Here is a 15,201-nt window from a genome sequence, read left to right as displayed (position 1 = left end):
CTCCTGGCGTCCCGTGGCAAACAGTTGTTTACTGAATCCATGAGCAGCAGCACCCACGCCACCCTCGGGGTCCGCCAGGCCCAGAAGCTGAAGACCCGTCAGGCCTTGCTCGACGCCGCGCTGCGGCTGCTGGAGGAGCAGAGCCTGAGCAGCCTCGGGCTGCGGGAGGTCACGCGGGTCGTGGGGGTCGCGCCCGCCGCGTTCTACCGGCACTTCCGGGACATGGCCGAGCTCGGCGTCGCGCTGGTGGAGGAGTCGCTCGGCAGCCTGCACGTGATGATCCGGGCCGTCCTGGCTGAGCAGCAGGAGGCCGAGGAGGTCATCGACCGCAGCGTCGAGGCCGTGGCCGGTCACGTGCGGCGGCACCCGGCGCACGTGCGCTTCGTCGCCCGCGAACGGCACGGCGGGGTGCGGGCGGTGCGGGAGGCCATCGCGGCGGAGCTGGAGCGGTTCGGGGACGAGGTCGCCGCCGCCCTCGCCGCGCAGGAGGTCTCGCAGGGGTGGAGCGCGGAGGACGTCCGCATGCTCGCCGGGCTCTACGTCGACCACCTCGTGATGACCGCGTCGGCGTTCCTGGAGGCGTCCCCGGAGGAGGAGCGCGCCATCGCCGACACGGCCGGTCGGCAGCTGCGGCTGATCAGTCTCGGCCGCCGTCACTGGCGCGCGGCCTGACCGTCCGCACCCGTACCTGCCAGTCGCCCTCGTCGTCCTCGCCGAGCACGTCGACGGACATGCCGGGCCCGGCGTACCGCTGCCCGGCGGTGTACGGGGCGTCGCTCAGCGCCGCGTTCACGTTCAGGTCGGTGGTGTAGCAGCCCTTGCTGCCCGGGGTGGCGTCCGTGGTGCGCACGGGGCCGGAGCCGGTGGACATGGTGGTGGTGATCGTGGTGATCAGGACGCCGGGGCGGCACACCGCGTGGTCCAGCTGCCCGGCCGCCCGCGCCTCGAGGGTGATCACGGTGTGCCGGGAGACGGGGACGACCGCGAGCTTGAGGCCGCCCGGGACCGACGTGGGCGTCAGGGCGAAGGAGCGGACGCCCGGCCCGTCGAGGCAGCGCACCTGCGGGGGCGCGAGCCAGCCCAGCTTCCACTTGTGCCAGGCGAGGAAGTCGTTGGACGGGCCCCAGTCCTCGTCCATCGGGTCCCAGTGGCCCACGGGAGTTTTCAGCAGCGCGGCGCCGCGGCCCGTGTAGTAGAGGTCGGGCAGGCCGAAGCTGTGGGCGTTCTCGTGGTTGAGGACGCGGAAGGGGCTGTCGCCCGTCTGGCGGCTCCAGATGAACGAGACGTTCTTGAAGGGGACGCCGTCGGCCGTGGTCAGGCCGGTGGGGGTGCCGGCGAACGTCACCGACCGCACGTCCTCGGTGGCCGGCGGCCCCGCGCCCGGCGTCACCAGTACGTTGATCAGGTCGTAGTGCCGGAAGTCGACGGTGTCGTCCACCGCGTCGAGGATCTCCGCCGCGATCGCGTGGTAGCCGTCGTCGCTCTCCGCGTCGAAGGGCGTGCCGCGCTCGATCCCGTAGGCGGCGTAGGGGCGGGACATCCGGATCCAGCGCAGCACCGGCGTGGAGCGGTAGTCGAGCCGGCCGTAGGAGCTGGCCCGGTAGTAGTCCGCGACGGCCGGGAAGAACTCGGCGTAGCGCGCCTGCGGGGTGGTCGTGGCGGGGGAGTCCGGGAAGTCGATCAGGAAGGTCACGGCGCGGACGGTGCCGCTGGAGCGGGCGTAGCCGGGCGGCGTCCGCGCGGTCTCGGAGACGTTGTCGGTGGCGCCGGGCAGGGCGCACGGGCCGGAGGGCGGCCGTCCCCCGGTGTCCCCGGCGGCGGGCGGCCCGCCCGCCCCGGCCTCGGCGCCGGGCCCGAAGTGCCCGGCGGGCACCGGCGAGGTCATGGCGAGCGCGGTGGCCGCCATGACCACGACGGCCAGGGCCTTCACGCCGGCGCCTTCACGCCAGGGCCTTCATGCCAGGGCCTTCACGGCGGCCAGGGCTTTCACGTCGGCCAGGGCCTTCACGTCGGCCAGGGCTTTCAGGTCGGCCAGGGCTTTCATGCCGGAGTCTCCGGGCCGGGGCTCATGCGGGCACCTCCAGGACGGGCACTTCCGGGTGCGGCACGGGCGGGCGCCTGCAAAGGCGGGCTCACTCGGGGCGGGCACCTTCCAGGGCGCGGCCGGGCCGCCGCTCCGGCCGTACCGCTCTCTGTGATCACCTTCTGCCGCCGCGGCCCCGCGCGCTCCCCGGACTGCGGCAGATGGGGCACACCCGCCGACCGTCCGCGCGCCGCCGGCAACGGGTGACGTACGTCACCCTCTGTCCGTGAAATATCCGGGGACCTTCTCCCCGTTTACCCCTCGTCCGAGGAAAACGGGGAACCTCTCCCCGCTTCCGCCTCGGGCCGCGCCCCGGGTTCCGTCCCACCCGTCCACCCCAGTCCAGAAGGAGCAAGGCCGTGGTCACCGCTCAACCGCCGCGCCTCCGCGCCGACGCCCTGCGCAACCGCGAGCGAATCATCGCCGCCGCACGGGAAGCGCTGGTCGAGTACGGGGCGGAGAGCTCCCTCGATGAAATCGCTCGACGGGCCGGGGTCGGAAATGCCACGCTGTACCGGCACTTCGCGGACCGCCGCGAGCTGATCCACCATGTCACCCTCTCCGTCATGGCCCGTCTAGCGGACCGGGCCGAGGCGGCACGAGCCGAGGAGCCCGATGCTTTCCGATCGCTGAGGCGGTTCGTCCACGCCGCCGCGGACGAACGGGTGGGCGCGCTCTGCACGTTGCTCGACGAGGGCGTCGATCCCAACCACCCCGAGCTGGTGGCGGCGCGTGACCGTCTCGACGAGCAGGTCGAGGGCATCATGGCCGACGCCCGCGCGTCCGGTGGGCTGCGCGACGACATCGGGCTCGGTGATCTCATCGTCGCCATCACGCAGTTGACCCGGCCGCTGCCGGGCAAGGGCTGCGCGGCCTTCGATCAGTTCGTCCACCGGCACCTGCAGCTGTTCCTCGACGGCCTGATGGCCCCGGCCCGGTCCGAACTCCCCGGGTCCGCCGCCACGCTGGAGGACCTGCGCCGTCACAAGCACTGTTCCGCGGCAGGCGCCGACGCCGGCGAGGCGTCGGGCCCGGGTTCCGGCCCAGGCTCCGACTCCGGCCCAGGCCCCGACTCCGGCCCAGGCCCCGGCTCCGACTCCGATTCCCGGTGACCCCCCAGACTTCGCAGGCCCCGCCGGGCCTGCACCACCACCACGACCCCACCGTCCCGCTCCACTGCGCGCCGAGGTAGACACACTCATGCCAGACACCAGTACCGCCCTCGACCCGAAGCGCTGGAAAGCGCTCATATTCATCGCCCTGGCCCAGCTCATGGTCGTCCTCGACGCGACCATCGTGAACATCGCCCTGCCCTCCGCCCAGGCCGACCTCGGCATCTCGGACGGCAACCGGCAGTGGGTCATCACGGCTTACGCCCTCGCCTTCGGCGGTCTGCTGCTCTTCGGCGGCCGCATCTCCGACCTGTGGGGCCGCAAGCGGGCCTTCGTCATCGGCCTGATCGGCTTCGCCGCCGCCTCGGCGCTCGGCGGCGCCGCGGTCAACACGGGGATGCTGCTGGGCGCCCGCGCCCTGCAGGGTGTCTTCGGCGCGCTGCTCGCCCCGGCCGCCCTGTCGCTGCTCGCCGTCCTCTTCACCGAGGCGAAGGAGCGCGCCAAGGCGTTCGGCATCTTCGGTGCCATCGCCGGTGCCGGCGGTGGCGTCGGCCTGATCCTCGGCGGCGTGTTCACCGAGTACCTCAACTGGCGCTGGACGTTCTTCGTGAACATCCCCTTCGCCGTCGTCGCCGCGGCCGGTGCGATCGCCGTCATCCGTGAGCCGGCCGAGGGCCGCAACCCCTCGAAGCTGGACGTCCCCGGCGTCATCCTGGCCACCCTCGGCCTGGTCTCGCTGGTCTACGGCTTCACCCGCGCCGAGTCCGACGGCTGGACGGCCGGCAGCACCCTCGGCTTCTTCGCCGCCGCCGCGGTCCTGCTGTTCGCCTTCGTGCTCGTCGAGAAGAAGGTCAAGGCCCCGCTGCTGCCGCTGCGCGTGCTCACCGACCGCAACCGCGCCGGTGTCTACGTCTCGCTGGGTCTCGCCGCCATCGCGATGTTCGGCCTGTTCCTCTTCCTGACCTACTACCTGCAGATCGTCCGGGGCTACTCGCCGGTCAAGACCGGTCTCGCGTTCCTGCCGATGATCGCCACGATGATCGCCGGTTCCACGCAGATCGGCGCCCGCCTGATGACCCGCGTCCCGGCGCGCTGGCTGATGGGCCCGGGCTTCCTGCTCGCGGCCGTCGGCATGGTCCTGCTCACCCAGATCGACCTGGACACCTCGTACGCGGCGGTGGTCCTGCCCGGTCTGATGCTGATGGGCCTCGGCATGGGTACGGCCTTCATGCCGGCCATGAGCCTGTCCACGTACGGCGTGCAGGCCCGTGACTCCGGTGTCGCCTCGGCGATGGTCAACACCTCGCAGCAGGTCGGCGGCGCCATCGGCACCGCTCTGCTGAACACCATCGCCGCCAGCGCCACCACCGACTACTTCAAGTCGCACGCGGGCGCCGGGTCCGACCCGAAGCTGCTCACCTTCCAGTCGATGGTGCACGGCTACTCCACCGCCGTGTGGTGGGCCGTCGGCATCCTGGTGCTGTCCGCGCTGGTCGCGGTCGCCTTCGTCAACGCCGGTCACCAGGGCGGCGCGGTCGCCGGTTCGGGCGACGGCGAGGGCGCGGAGAACTCCGTCCCGGTCATGGCGCACTGACCTGCACGAAGTAAGTGCACGAACGTAAGTGCACAGAGTAGGTAACTGACGAAGGCCCCCGCCACGTACGGCGGGGGCCTTCGTTCGCGTGCGTGCGTGCGGCGCGGACGAACGCCGCGGACGGACGGCGTCAGCGCAGCCAGGGCAGGTCCGCGCCCGCCGGCTGCAGCCCCTCCGCGATCGTCCGGCACATGGCGCCGAGCTGGACGACCTGTTCGGGGGAGAGCCGGTCGAAGAGCGCGGCCCGGACGGCGGCGACGTGGCCCGGGGCGGACTTCTGCAGCATCGCGAAGCCCTCGTCCGTGAGGACGGCCAGCTGGCCGCGCTTGTCGGAGGGACAGTCCTCGCGGCGCACCCAGCCGTTCTTCTCCAGCCGCGCGACGGCGTGCGAGAGCCGGGACCGGGTGATCTTGGCCTGCTGGGCCAGCTCGGTCATCCGCATCCGGCGGCGGGGCGCCTCGGAGAGCGAGACGAGCAGCCCGTAGTAGACGTGCGGCATGCCCGCGTCGCGCTGGAGCTGCCGGTCGAGGTGGTCCTCCAGCAGGGTGGTGGCGTGCAGGAACGCCCGCCAGACGTCCTGTTCGGCGTCGGTGAGCCAGCGCGGCTCCGCCGCGGCGGCGGAGGCCTTCCGCTCCGTACGAGCGGTGTCCTCTTCGGGTCGTTCGGTCATGACATCCACTGTTTCACCCACCGGCTTCCTGTCGCTGCTGTCGCGCTCTCGATCGCGCTCTCGGTCGCTCTGGATCCTTGAAGTTTAAATAAGGGAGAGTTAAGCTCATATCCAAGAGCTTGAGAGTTCAAGTACTTCTTGGAGTGCTGCCCCGACCAGGAGGGTCCATGCCGGCCACCGACACCCGTACCGGCGCGCGCATGCCCGCGCTCTACCTCTCCCACGGCGCCCCGCCCCTCGCCGACGACGAGCTGTGGACCGCCCAGCTCGCCGCCTGGGGCGCGGAGCTGCCCCGGCCCAGCGCGATCCTCGTGGTCTCCGCGCACTGGGAGGAGGCGCCGCTCGCCCTCGGCGCCACCGGGACCGTGCCGCTCGTGTACGACTTCTGGGGCTTCCCCGAGCACTACTACCGGGTCCGCTACGCCGCCCCGGGCGCCCCCGGGCTGGCCGAGCGCATCCGCAAGACGCTGCGCGGCGCCGGCACGCCCGTCCAGGACGTCCCGGACCGGGGCCTGGACCACGGCGCCTACGTGCCGCTGGTCGAGATGTACCCCGAGGCCGACGTGCCCGTCCTCCAGATATCCCTGCCCACCCTGGAACCGCGCCGGCTGATGGAGATCGGGCGCAAGCTCGCGCCCCTGCGCGACGAGGGCGTGCTGATCGTCGGCAGCGGCTTCTTCACCCACAACCTGGCCGCGCTGCGGCACGCGGGATCCGGGCCGCCCGCCTGGTCGGCGGAGTTCGACGCGTGGGGCCGCGAGGCGCTCGACGCCCGGGACGTCGACGCGCTCCTGGACTTCGAGCGCAAGGCCCCCGCGGGTCACCTGGCCCACCCGCGGACCGAGCACTTCGCACCCCTCTTCGTCGCTCTCGGCGCCGCCGAGGACGAGCTGGACGGTCAGCGCAGCGTCATCGACGGGTTCTGGATGGGGCTGGCGAAGCGCTCGGTGCAGTTCGGGTAGGTGCGGTTCGGGCAGTGGCATCGGCCCTCACGCTAGGGCCGGTTGTCAGATACACGGAACCGTCTGAAGTCCTACGTCGCTGGCCCCGTCACCTCGCTGGGCCCCGTCACCTTGCTGGGCCCCGTCACCTCGCCGGGGCCCGTCACTCACCCGGGCCCGCCGCTCACCCGGGCCCGCCGCTCACCCGGGCCCGTCGTTCACCCGGGCCCGCGCCCGCCGCCCGCCGGTCACGTCACACGTCCGCCCGGTGCTCGTGCCAGTAGAAGACGTAGTACGAGGCGACGCCCATGCCGATCCCCGTCAGCAGTCCGATGCCCGTGGAGCGCAGCACCGTGCCGCCGCTGAGGCTGTGCAGGAATCCCATGCTGCCGCCGAAGAGCGCCCCGAAGGCCGCCGCGCGGACCTCGGCGATCATCGTGTTGCGCTCGTGGAGCAGGGCGTAGCCCGCCGCCATGGCGATCAGGCCGGCGACCACGCCGATGAGCACGGCGGCGCCCACCGAGTAGCCGTTGTTGCTCGCGAGGAAGATGGCGAACAGGCCGAGCGCGACCCCGCCGACGACGGGTACGGCCCAGGTGGACCGGGGTGCGTGCCCGGCGGGAAGGTGAGTGCCGCGCGCCACCGGGCCGGGGCCCTCGTGGGCGTGGTGGTGGCGCCCGGGCATGATCGAGTGCGTCATCGCGGGGCTCCTCTCTCGTCCCACCAGCGCACACCCGTGCGGGTGCACGGGCAACTCGATCAAACGGAGCGTGGCAACCACGGGGCCGTCCGCGTCGTCCTTGAGGGTGGGAGCGCGGTCAAGGGCGACGGCTCCCGGCCGGGGCGCCGGCTGTCGCGCCTACGTGACGGCCGTCTCACCCGGCTGCGGCGACAGGGGGCCGTGAGGCTCCCGGGGCGCCTTCCCATGTGGTCTGACCTGCGCTTCCGTAGGTCTCCTCGGCATGCATTCCGGTATGCGGTCGCACAGGGTACTGCATGATCACCAAAAATAAGACGTTCCGTGGGAATTCTGTCCGGATTCCAGTCGTTCTTTCCATCGGACGGGGCAACCGTGACAGGGTCCGCCCTTACAGGGAAGCCCTATCGAGCCCGTCCGTCCCGCGACCGACTCATCGCAAGGGAGTACGCATGGCAACCCGTGCCGTCGCCCGTCGTCAGACTGCCGACAAGGGCGCTGAGAGGGCGAGCAGTGCGCGCGCCTCCGGCGAGATCGCCGACCGCGACCTGGTGGGGATGTACCTCGACGAGATCGCACGTACACCCCTGCTCGACGCCGCCAAGGAGGTCGAGCTCTCCCAGACCATCGAGGCGGGCGTCTACGCCCAGCAGCTCCTCGACGGCCACGAGGAGCCGGGGAAGGGTGCCAAGGCCGCCTCGCGCGAGGAGCTCGAGGCCATAGCGGCCGAGGGCGCGCGGGCCAAGGACGTCTTCATCAAGTCCAACCTGCGCCTCGTCGTCGCCGTCGCCCGGCGCTATCCCCGCAGCGGCCTCCCCCTCCTCGACCTGATCCAGGAGGGCAATGCGGGTTTGGTGCGTGCGGTGGAGAAGTTCGATTACACCAAGGGCTTCAAGTTCTCCACGTACGCGACGTGGTGGATCCGCCAGGCGATCACCCGTTCCATTGCCGACCAGTCCCGCACGATCCGGCTGCCCGTCCACCTCGTGGAGGAGCTCGGCCGGATCCGGCGCGTCCAGCGCGAGTTCAACCGCGAGAACGGGCGCGATCCCGAGCACTCCGAGATCGCCGAGGAGCTGGGCACCACCGCCGAGCGCGTCGGCGACGTCCTGGACTGGGCCCGTGACCCGGTCAGCCTGAACATGTCCGTGGACGACGAGGGCGAGACCCAGTTCGGCGATCTGCTGGAGGACACCTCCGCGGTGTCGCCCGAGCAGTCGGTGATCGCCCTGTTGCGCAGCGAGGAGCTGGAGGACCTGATCGGCCGCCTCGACCAGCGGACCGCTTCGATCATCAAGGCGCGCTACGGCATCGAGGACGGCCGTGAGCGCACGCTCACCGAGGTCGGCAAGCAGCACGGCCTCACCCGCGAGCGGATCCGGCAGATCGAGAAGCACGCCCTGCTGGAGCTGAAGAAGATGGCCCACGACACGGGCTTCGACGCGGCGGCGTAGTGCGGCGTAGTGACGTAGCGGCTTAATAGGGCATAACCTCATAGACCGGGCCCCGGCGCCACCCCCCCTGCGTCGGGGCCCTCCTTTGCCTCCTGCGCCGCCTCGCACGCCGCCTTAGCCTCCTGCGCTGCCTCGTACGTCGCGTTTGCCTCCTGCGCCGCCTCGCACGTCGCCTTAGCCTCCTGCGTCGCCTCGCACGTCGCCGCTGCGGCGGGCCCCGCGCCCGCGCCCCTCACCCCGCCGCGGCGCGGGTGATCCTCGCCCCCAGCTCGCGCAGGTGCTCCACCAGCCCCGGCGGCTCGTGGACGGTGAAGTCGCAGTCCAGCAGCGCCAGCCGGAAGGCGATCCACTCCACCGAGTCGGTGAGCTCCAGGTCGAGGCGGCACGTGCGGTCGTCCACCGGCTGCGGCGCGCCGAGGTGCTGGGGGAGCCGTGCCGCGACGGACTCCGCCGGGGCGTGCAGTGTCGCGACGACGCGCACCGTCGGCTGCATCCGGCCCAGCGAACGGTTCATGAACTCGGCCGCGTCCGCCGCCGGCAGCTCTCGCGGCGAGAAGCGCGCGCCAGTCGCGAACGGCTCGCTGACCCGGTCCACCCGGAACGTCCGCCAGTCCTCGCGGTCGGTGTCGTAGGCGACGAGGTACCAGCGGCGCCCGGTGCTCACCAGCCGGTGCGGCTCGACGAGCCGCTGCATCTCGGTGCCGTCGCCCTTGCGGTAGGCGAAGCGCAACCGCTCGTTGCCGGTGGCCGCCGACGCCATGATCGTCAGGGTCCGCGGGTCGACCGTCGCACCGTCGCCCGAGGTGATCGGCACCGTGGCCGCCTGCAGGGCCGAGACCCGGTGCCGCAGCCGGGACGGCAGCACCTGCTCCAGCTTGGCCAGCGCCCGTACGGACGCCTCCTCGATGCCGTCGACGGCGTGCCCCGCCCCCGCCCGCAGCCCGACGGCGATCGCGACCGCCTCCTCGTCGTCCAGGACGAGCGGCGGCAGGGCGGCGCCGGCCGCGAGCCGGTAGCCGCCGACGGCGCCCATGGTCGCCTGTACGGGGTAGCCGAGGTCCCGCAGCCGCTCGATGTCGCGCCGGATGGTGCGCGTGGTCACCCCGAGCCGCTCGGCGAGTTCGCTGCCGGGCCACTCGCGCGGCGTCTGGAGCAGGGAGAGCAGATTCAGGAGCCGTGCCGGAGTGTCGGTCATAACACCAGGGTGGCAGGGAAGTGGGACACAAGCTGTCCTATATGGGGTCTACGGTCGGGTCATACGCAAAAACGCATCCCACCCCCCACCCGCACCACCGAAAGGCCAGGTCCATCCATGACCACCGATTCACCGCCCACCGACCGCCGCCGCTGGCTGGCGCTCGCGGTAGTGATGACCGCTTCCTTCATGGATCTGGTCGACGTGACGATCGTCAACATCGCGATGCCCAGCATCAGGCGCGACATCGACGCCTCGTTCAGCGTCCTGCAGTGGCTCAGCGAGGGCTACGCGCTGGCCTTCGCCATCGGCCTGATCACCGGCGGCCGGCTGGGCGACATCTACGGCCGCAAGAAGGTCTTCCTGCTGGGCATGGGCGGCTTCACCCTCGCCTCGATGCTCTGCGGCATCGTCAGCGACCCGCAGCTGCTCGTTGCGGCGCGCGTCCTGCAGGGCCTCATGGGCGCCCTGATGGTCCCGCAGGTGCTGTCGATCATCCACGTCACCTTCCCCGCGCACGAACGCGGCAAGGTCTTCGGCATGTTCGGCGCGGTCGTCGGCCTCGGCGCGGTCTCCGGCCCGCTGCTGGGCGCCCTGCTCACCCAGTGGAACCTCTTCGGCCTCGAATGGCGCCCGATCTTCCTGATCAACCTGCCGGTCGGCATCGCCGGTCTGCTCCTCGGCCGCCGCTTCATCACCGAGTCCAAGGCCCCGAAGGCCCTCAAGCTCGACCTCGTGGGCGTGGCCCTGGCCAGCGCCGGCCTGCTGATGGTGCTCTACCCGCTCACCCAGGGCCGCGAGCACGACTGGCCGCTGTGGGGCTTCATATCCATGGCCGCGGCCCTGCCCGTCTTCGCCGGCTTCATCGCGTACGAGCGCCACAAGACCCGCAAGGACGGATCGCCGCTGGTCGAGCTGTCGCTGTTCAAGGTCAGGAGCTTCGCGGGCGGCGTCGGCGTCCAGCTGGTCTTCGGCCTGACCACGGGCATCTTCTTCATGGTCTGGACGATGTACATGCAGCTCGGCCTCGGCTGGTCCGCGCTGCGGGCGGGCCTGACGGGCATCCCCTTCTCGATCGCCGTCTCGGTGGCCGCCGGCATGTCCGTGCAGAAGCTGGTGCCCCGCTTCGGCCGCAACGTCCTCTCGGCGGGCGCCGTCGTGATGGCCGCCGGCGTGCTGACCTACATCTGGGAGGCCGACCGCTACGGCGCGGACATCACCTCCTGGCAGATGGCGCTGCCGCTGATCGTGATGGGCGCGGGCATGGGCCTGATCGTCTCCCCGATCACGGACGCGATCCTCTCCGAGGTGCCGCGCGAGCACGCGGGCTCCGCGTCCGGCCTGATCAACACCACGATGCAGCTGGGCAACGCGCTCGGACTGGGCCTGGTCTCGGTGGCGTTCTTCTCCGTCGTGGACAAGGCGGACCCGCGGCAGGAGGCGGTGGCCGACATCTTCAGCGGTGCGTTCACGCATGCGCTGTGGTGGGTCGTGGGCGGCCTGGTGGTGGTGTTCGCGCTGATGTTCCTGCTCCCCAAGCACAAGACCGCGGAGGCGCCGTCGGCGACGGCGGACGAGGCGGAGCTGGCGACGGTCTGACCCGCTGAACCCCGGAGCGCCGGGCGGGCTGGAGGATCCGGCCCGCCCGGCGCTTTGTTTTTGAATCTGTTTACTTCTTGCCTGAACGGGCGGTAATCTCCGCGAGAACCACAGACTCGGGCATGAAACGGACGCAAAACATGTACGCACCGGAGCGTCAGCAGCACATCCTGCGGATCGCCCGCGAGAGCGGACGCGTGGACGTCCTCTCCCTCGCCGAGGAGCTGCAGGTCACTGCCGAGACCGTCCGGCGCGACCTCAAGGCCCTGGACCGGGCGGGCCTCGTGCGTCGGGTGCACGGCGGCGCCATCCCCGCCGGGCGGCTCGACTTCGAGCCCGACCTCGCCGAGCGCGAGGCGACCGCCGCCGACGAGAAGGACGCCATCGCCCGTGCCGCGCTCGCCGAACTCCCCGCCGACGGCAGCGTGATCATCGATGCGGGGACGACGGCCGCGCGCCTCGCGGGCCTCCTCCCGCTCGACTGCGCGCTCACCGTCGTCACCCACGCCCTGCCGGTCGCGGCCCGCCTCGCGGACCACCCCGGCATCTCCCTCCACCTGGTCGGCGGGCGCGTCCGGCACCGCACCCGCGCCGCCGTCGACGCGTGGGCGCTGCGCGCGTACGCCGAGATCCACGCCGACGTCGCCTTCCTCGCGACCAACGGCTTCTCGGCCGACGGCGGCCTGACCACCCCCGACCTGGCCGAGGCCGCGGTCAAGCGGGCCGCCGCCGCGGCCGCCCGGCGCGTCGTCCTCCTCGCCGACTCGGGCAAGTACGGGCAGCGGCACTTCGCCCGCCACGGCGAACTCTCCGACGTCGACCTGCTGATCACCGACGCCGGGCTCGCCCCCGAGGACGCCCGTGACATCGAGGCCGCCGGCCCGGCGGTGGTCCGCGCATGATCCTCACCGTCACCCCCAACCCCAGCCTCGACCGCACCTACGAGATCCCGTCGCTGGAGCGCGGCGCCGTCCTGCGCGCGGCCGGCGACCGCGTGGACCCGGGCGGCAAGGGCGTCAACGTCTCCCGCGCCGTCGCGGCCGCCGGGCGGCGCACCGTCGCCGTCCTGCCGCTCGGCGGGGCGGAGGGCGCGCTGCTCGCGCGGCTGCTCGGCGCGTACGGCATCGAGGTCGCGGGCGTGCCCGTGCAGGGCTCCACCCGCGTCAACGTCGCCCTCGCCGAACCCGACGGCACCCTCACCAAGGTCAACGCCGCGGGCCCCGAACTCACCGCGGGGGAGGCGGAGTCGCTGCTGTCCGTCGTACGGAGCCGGTCGGCGGGCGCGGACTGGATCGCCTGCTGCGGCAGCCTGCCGCGCGGCCTCGCGCCCGAGTGGTACGGGCGCCTGGTGGCCCGCGCGCACGGCGCCGGGGCCCGGATCGCCCTCGACACCTCCGGCCCGTCCCTGACCGCGGCCCTGCGCGAGCGCCCCGACGTCGTCAAGCCCAACGCCGAGGAACTCACCCAGGCCACCGGGCGGCCGCTGGCCACCGTCGGCGACGCGGTGCGGGCGGCCGCCGTCCTGCGGGAGCAGGGCGCGCGGGCCGTACTGGCCAGCCTCGGCGCCGACGGCCAGCTGCTCGTCGACGACTCGGGCACGTACTTCGGCACGGCGCGGGTCGCGGCCGTGCGCAGCAACGTCGGCGCGGGGGACGCGTCCCTCGCGGGCTTCCTCGCCGCCGGCGGCACGGGCCCCGCCGCGCTGGCCTCCGCACTGGCCCACGGCGCGGCGGCCGTCCAGCTGCCGGGCAGCGCGATGCCGGTGCCGGCCGACCTCGACCCGGCGGGGGTGACGGTGACGTCCGACGTCCCGCTCGACCGCGTACTGACGGAACCGACACAAGGGAGCCCGCGATGAGCGAGAGCGCGATGAGCGAGCCCGGGGCGTCCGAGCCCGGGGCGGCGTCCGAGCCCGGGGCGCACGAGCTGATCACCGCGGCGCTGGTCGACCTCGAACTCGACCGGTCCGCCGCCACGAAGGCGCAAGCGGCCCGGTCGCTCGCCGAGCGCATGCAGGCCCTCGGCCGCGTGACCGACATCGAGGCCTTCCTCGCGGACGTCGCCGCGCGCGAGGCCCAGATGCCGACGGGCCTGGACGGCGGCATCGGCATCCCGCACTGTCGCAGCGCCCACGTCACGGAACCGACCCTCGCCTTCGGCCGCTCGGCGGCCCGCATCGACTTCGGGGCGCCGGACGGCCCGGCGGACCTGATCTTCCTCATCGCGGCGCCGGCGGGGGCGGACAGCGACCACCTGACGATCCTGTCGGGCCTGGCGCGCCAGCTGATGGACGAGGAGTTCACGAAGGCGCTGCGGGGGGCGGGGAGCGCGGAGGTGGCGGCGGCGCTGATAAGGGGCGAAGAGGTAGCGCAGGTACCGCAGGAAGAGTCCGCCGGGGAGACACCGGTTGCGGTTGTGGACCGCTTCCGCATCGTGGCGGTGACGTCCTGCCCCACGGGCATAGCCCACACGTACATGGCCGCGGAGGCGCTGGAGAAGGCCGCGCGGGAAGCGGGCGTGGAGCTGGCGGTGGAGACGCAGGGCTCGGCGGGCTACGCGCAGCTGGACGCGGAGGTCATCGCGGCGGCCGACGGGGTGATCCTCGCGCATGACGTGGAGGTGCGGGGGCGGGAGCGCTTCGCGGGGAAGCCGACGGTGGACGTGGGGGTGAAGGCGGGGATCAGCAGGGCGGCGGAACTCATAGCGGAGGTGAGGGAGAAGAAACCGGCGGAAGGCTGCCGCGCACCCTCTCCGATGGAAGCGGCCTCTCAGCCTGGGGACAACTTCGCCACCCGCCTCCGCGCGTGGCTGATGACGGGCGTGAGTTACGTCGTGCCGTTCGTGGCGGCGGGAGGCCTGCTCATAGCGCTGGCCTTCGCCATCGGGGGCTACGAGGTGAACAAGGCGCCGTCCGTGGCGGAGCACTTCGTGTGGACCGAGTCGGTCAGCTGGGCGGCGCTGCTGTTCCAGGTGGGCGGGGCGGCGTTCGGGTTCCTGGTGCCGGTCCTGGCGGGCTACATCGCGTACGGGATGGCGGACCGCCCCGGCCTCGTCCCCGGTTTCGTGGGCGGGGCGATCGCCCTGACCGTGAACGCGGGCTTCCTGGGCGGCCTGATCGCGGGCCTGCTGGCGGGCGCGGCGGCGACGGCCGTACAGCGGCTGCGCGTACCGCAGGCGCTGCGGGGCCTGATGCCGGTGGTGGTGATCCCGCTGGTGTCGTCGGCGGTGGTCGGCTTCCTGATGTTCCTGGTGGTCGGCAAGCCGGTCGCCTCGCTGCAGAAGGCGCTCACGGACTGGCTCGGCGGCCTCAACGGCGCGAACGCCGTCGCCCTGGGCGCGATCCTCGGCCTGATGATGTGCTTCGACCTGGGCGGCCCGCTGAACAAGGTCGCCTACGCCTTCGCGGTCGGTGGCCTCACCGACCCCAACGAGGGCAGCCTGAAGGTGATGGCCGCGGTCATGGCGGCCGGCATGATCCCGCCCCTGGCCATGGCCCTGGCCACGACCGTACGCGGCCGCCTCTTCACGGAGACGGAACGCGAGAACGGCAAGGCGGCGTGGGTCCTGGGCGCGTCGTTCATCTCGGAGGGAGCGATCCCCTTCGCGGCGGCGGACCCGCTGCGGGTGATCCCGTCGGCGATGGCGGGCGGCGCGGTGACGGGCGCCCTGTCGATGGCCTTCGACTGCACCCTCCGCGCCCCGCACGGCGGCGCCTTCGTCATCCCCCTGATCGGCCAGCCCCTGCTGTACGTGGTCGCGATCGCGGCGGGGGTGACGGTGAGCGCGGCGTCGGTCGTGACCCTGAAGAGCCTGGGGCGGCGACGGGTGGCGGCGTAAGCCGCCGCCAAGGCCGGCC

General features: G+C 72.4%; 12 protein-coding genes and 1 pseudogene. 9 read left to right on the top strand and 4 right to left on the bottom strand.

Annotated features, from left to right (window positions below; genetic code table 11):
* Positions 1 to 39 precede the first annotated feature (39 nt).
* Positions 40 to 672, top strand: coding sequence for a TetR family transcriptional regulator (locus AS857_RS32465; RefSeq protein ID WP_058046720.1), 633 nt, complete (start codon positions 40 to 42; stop codon positions 670 to 672).
* On the opposite strand, the gene AS857_RS32460 is transcribed toward AS857_RS32465, so the two are convergent.
* A complete protein-coding gene (locus AS857_RS32460; RefSeq protein ID WP_058046719.1) occupies positions 638 to 1,930 on the bottom strand; it encodes a M6 family metalloprotease domain-containing protein in 1,293 nt (430 codons plus the stop codon). The genes AS857_RS32465 and AS857_RS32460 overlap by 35 nt on opposite strands.
* Before the next feature lie 512 nt (positions 1,931 to 2,442).
* On the opposite strand from AS857_RS32460, the pseudogene AS857_RS32455 reads away from it, so the two are divergent.
* Positions 2,443 to 3,066, top strand: a pseudogene (locus tag AS857_RS32455) (TetR/AcrR family transcriptional regulator); the annotation flags it as partial.
* Between the two features lie 217 nt (positions 3,067 to 3,283).
* Positions 3,284 to 4,789: an MFS transporter gene (locus AS857_RS32450; protein WP_058046718.1), complete on the top strand. Its 1,506-nt coding sequence runs from the start codon at positions 3,284 to 3,286 to the stop codon at positions 4,787 to 4,789.
* A 130-nt stretch (positions 4,790 to 4,919) separates the two neighbouring features.
* Here the strand turns inward: AS857_RS32450 and AS857_RS32445 are convergent, their stop codons facing one another.
* Positions 4,920 to 5,459, bottom strand: a complete 540-nt coding sequence (locus tag AS857_RS32445) for a MarR family winged helix-turn-helix transcriptional regulator (RefSeq protein ID WP_058046717.1) — start codon at positions 5,457 to 5,459, stop codon at positions 4,920 to 4,922.
* A 167-nt stretch (positions 5,460 to 5,626) separates the two neighbouring features.
* Between AS857_RS32445 and AS857_RS32440 the strand changes: the two genes are divergently transcribed.
* Positions 5,627 to 6,421: a dioxygenase family protein gene (locus tag AS857_RS32440; protein ID WP_058046716.1), complete on the top strand. Its 795-nt coding sequence runs from the start codon at positions 5,627 to 5,629 to the stop codon at positions 6,419 to 6,421.
* Positions 6,422 to 6,653: 232 nt separating this feature from the next.
* Here AS857_RS32440 and AS857_RS32435 read toward each other — a convergent pair whose 3' ends face one another.
* The gene (locus tag AS857_RS32435; protein WP_058046715.1) at positions 6,654 to 7,100 is read right to left on the bottom strand and encodes a hypothetical protein; all 447 of its coding nucleotides are present in this window, start codon (positions 7,098 to 7,100) and stop codon (positions 6,654 to 6,656) included.
* A gap of 449 nt (positions 7,101 to 7,549) precedes the next feature.
* Between AS857_RS32435 and AS857_RS32430 the strand changes: the two genes are divergently transcribed.
* Entirely contained in the window at positions 7,550 to 8,551 is a 1,002-nt protein-coding gene (locus AS857_RS32430; RefSeq protein WP_058046714.1) for a sigma-70 family RNA polymerase sigma factor, read from the top strand.
* Positions 8,552 to 8,783: 232 nt separating this feature from the next.
* Here the strand turns inward: AS857_RS32430 and AS857_RS32420 are convergent, their stop codons facing one another.
* Positions 8,784 to 9,746 (bottom strand): helix-turn-helix transcriptional regulator, encoded by a 963-nt coding sequence (locus tag AS857_RS32420; RefSeq protein WP_058046712.1) that lies wholly within the window; start codon positions 9,744 to 9,746, stop codon positions 8,784 to 8,786.
* 117 nt (positions 9,747 to 9,863) lie between these two features.
* On the opposite strand from AS857_RS32420, the gene AS857_RS32415 reads away from it, so the two are divergent.
* From AS857_RS32415 to AS857_RS32400, 4 genes are all read left to right on the top strand, one after another.
* Positions 9,864 to 11,345 (top strand): MFS transporter, encoded by a 1,482-nt coding sequence (locus tag AS857_RS32415; RefSeq protein ID WP_058046711.1) that lies wholly within the window; start codon positions 9,864 to 9,866, stop codon positions 11,343 to 11,345.
* A gap of 140 nt (positions 11,346 to 11,485) precedes the next feature.
* Positions 11,486 to 12,247 (top strand): DeoR/GlpR family DNA-binding transcription regulator, encoded by a 762-nt coding sequence (locus tag AS857_RS32410; RefSeq protein WP_058046710.1) that lies wholly within the window; start codon positions 11,486 to 11,488, stop codon positions 12,245 to 12,247.
* On the top strand, positions 12,244 to 13,203 hold the full coding sequence (gene pfkB / locus AS857_RS32405) for a 1-phosphofructokinase (RefSeq protein ID WP_058046709.1): 960 nt from the start codon (positions 12,244 to 12,246) through the stop codon (positions 13,201 to 13,203). Before AS857_RS32410 ends, pfkB begins: the two co-directional genes overlap by 4 nt.
* A gap of 11 nt (positions 13,204 to 13,214) precedes the next feature.
* Positions 13,215 to 15,182, top strand: coding sequence for a PTS fructose transporter subunit IIABC (locus AS857_RS32400; RefSeq protein ID WP_058047208.1), 1,968 nt, complete (start codon positions 13,215 to 13,217; stop codon positions 15,180 to 15,182).
* The last annotated feature ends 19 nt before the right edge of the window (positions 15,183 to 15,201 follow it).

Origin of the sequence: Streptomyces roseifaciens (genome assembly GCF_001445655.1) — a bacterium.
GTDB lineage: Bacteria > Actinomycetota > Actinomycetes > Streptomycetales > Streptomycetaceae > Streptomyces > Streptomyces aureoversilis.
The sequence above is the reverse complement of the archived record's forward strand: the minus strand, read 5'-3'. Positions and strand labels throughout refer to the sequence as shown.